General features: G+C 77.3%; 1 protein-coding gene. It reads left to right on the top strand.

Annotated features, from left to right (window positions below):
• Nucleotides 1-1,575: heavy metal translocating P-type ATPase (locus tag M0638_RS08680; protein WP_248666579.1), on the top strand; the 1,575-nt coding region annotated here is incomplete at its 5' end.
• Nucleotides 1,576-1,788 lie beyond the last annotated feature (213 nt).

Below are 1,788 nucleotides of genomic sequence, written 5' to 3'. Positions count from 1 at the left end.
GTGGCGGCGGGGCGGGCGCGGGCGGGCATCCGCGCCCTGGCGCGGCTGATGCCGCGCACCGCGCTGCGCCTGGGCCCGGACGGCGCCGCCGAGACCGTCCCTTCCGAACGGCTGCGGCTCGGCGACCTCGTCCTGGTCCGCCCCGGCGACCGCGTGCCCTGCGACGGCACCATCGAGGAGGGGCGCTCGTCGCTGGACGAGAGCGCCGTGACCGGCGAGAGCGTGCCGGTGCCGCGCCAGCCCGGCGACGCGGTGGTCGCGGGCTCGATCAACGCCGACGGCGTGCTGCGCGTGCGGGTGACGCGGACGGCGGCCGACAACACCGTGGCGCGCATCGTCCGGCTGGTGGAGGAGGCGACCGCCTCGCGCGCGCCGACGCAGCGCTTCATCGAGCGCTTCTCGACCTGGTGGACGCCGGGCGCGATGATCGTCTCGCTGCTGGTGATCCTGCTGCCGCCCTTCCTGCTGGGCTGGGACTGGCAGACCAGCGTCTACCGGGGCCTGGCGGTGCTGCTGATCGCCTGCCCCTGCGCGCTGGTGATCTCGGTGCCGGCCGCCATGGCCTCCGGCCTCTCGGCCGGGGCGCGGCGCGGGCTGCTGGTGAAGGGCGGCGCGGCGCTGGAGGCGATCGGGGCGGCGCGCACCGTCGCCTTCGACAAGACCGGCACCCTCACCGAGGGGCATCCGCGCGTGACCCGGGTCGTCGCCGCCGAGGGGCAGGAGGAGGCGCGCGTGCTGGCGCTGGCCGCGGCGGTGGAGGGCGGCTCGGCGCATCCGCTCGCCAGGGCCGTGACCGCGGCGGCGGCCGGGCGCGGCCTCGCCGTGCCGGCGGCCGGCGAGGCCGGGGCGCGGCCCGGCCGGTCGGTGACGGCGACGGTGGAGGGGCGGCGGGTCGAGGTCGGCAGCCCGCGGCACAGCGCCGAGACGGCGCGCGGCGGCCTCGGCCCGCTCGCGGCCGCGATGGAGGGGCTGCAGGCGGAGGGCAACACCGTCTCCGTCGTGCTGGCGGACGACGCGGCGATCGGGCTGCTCGCCTTCCGCGACGAGCCGCGTGCCGACGCGGCGGCCGGCATCGCGGCGCTCGCCGATCTCGGCGTCCGCTCGGTGATGCTGACGGGCGACAATGCCCGCACCGGCGCGGCGGTGGGCCGCATGCTGGGGCTGGAGGTGAAGGCCGGGCTGCTGCCGGACGACAAGCTGCGCGAGATCGCGTCGCTGCGCGCGGCCGGCCCGGTGGCGATGGTGGGCGACGGCATCAACGACGCCCCGGCGCTCGCCGCCGCCACGGTGGGCGTCGCCATGGGCGGCGGCACCGACGTGGCGCTGGAGGCGGCGGACGCGGCGGTGCTGAAGGACCGGGTGACGGGCGTCGCCGAGCTGGTGTCGCTGTCGCGCGCCACGCTGCGGAACGTGAAGCAGAACGTCGCGGTGGCGGTCGGCCTCAAGCTGGTCTTCCTGGCGACGACCCTGGCCGGCCTTACCGGCCTGTGGCCGGCGATCCTGGCGGATACGGGCGCCACCGTGCTGGTCACGCTGAACGCGCTCCGCCTGCTCGCCTGGAAGCCGGCGACGTAGGGGGCGACGCAGGGCCGGCCCGCGCCGCCGCCGGCCGGCCTTCCGCATGGCCTGGCCGCGCAGGAAGACGAGTCGACGGAGCGACTTCGGGGCGGATGGACGCGCCCGGCCCGGAAAGATCCCATACGCATGGCGGGATTGTTCGACCCGTCTTGATGGATCGGAGGTCTCGAAGGGGGCTTCGCCCCTTCGCGGGGTCCGGGGCGGAGCCCC

Source organism: Roseomonas acroporae, from assembly GCF_023223525.1.
Lineage (GTDB): Bacteria > Pseudomonadota > Alphaproteobacteria > Acetobacterales > Acetobacteraceae > Roseomonas_E > Roseomonas_E acroporae.
This window is presented reverse-complemented; position numbering and strand designations above follow the sequence as displayed.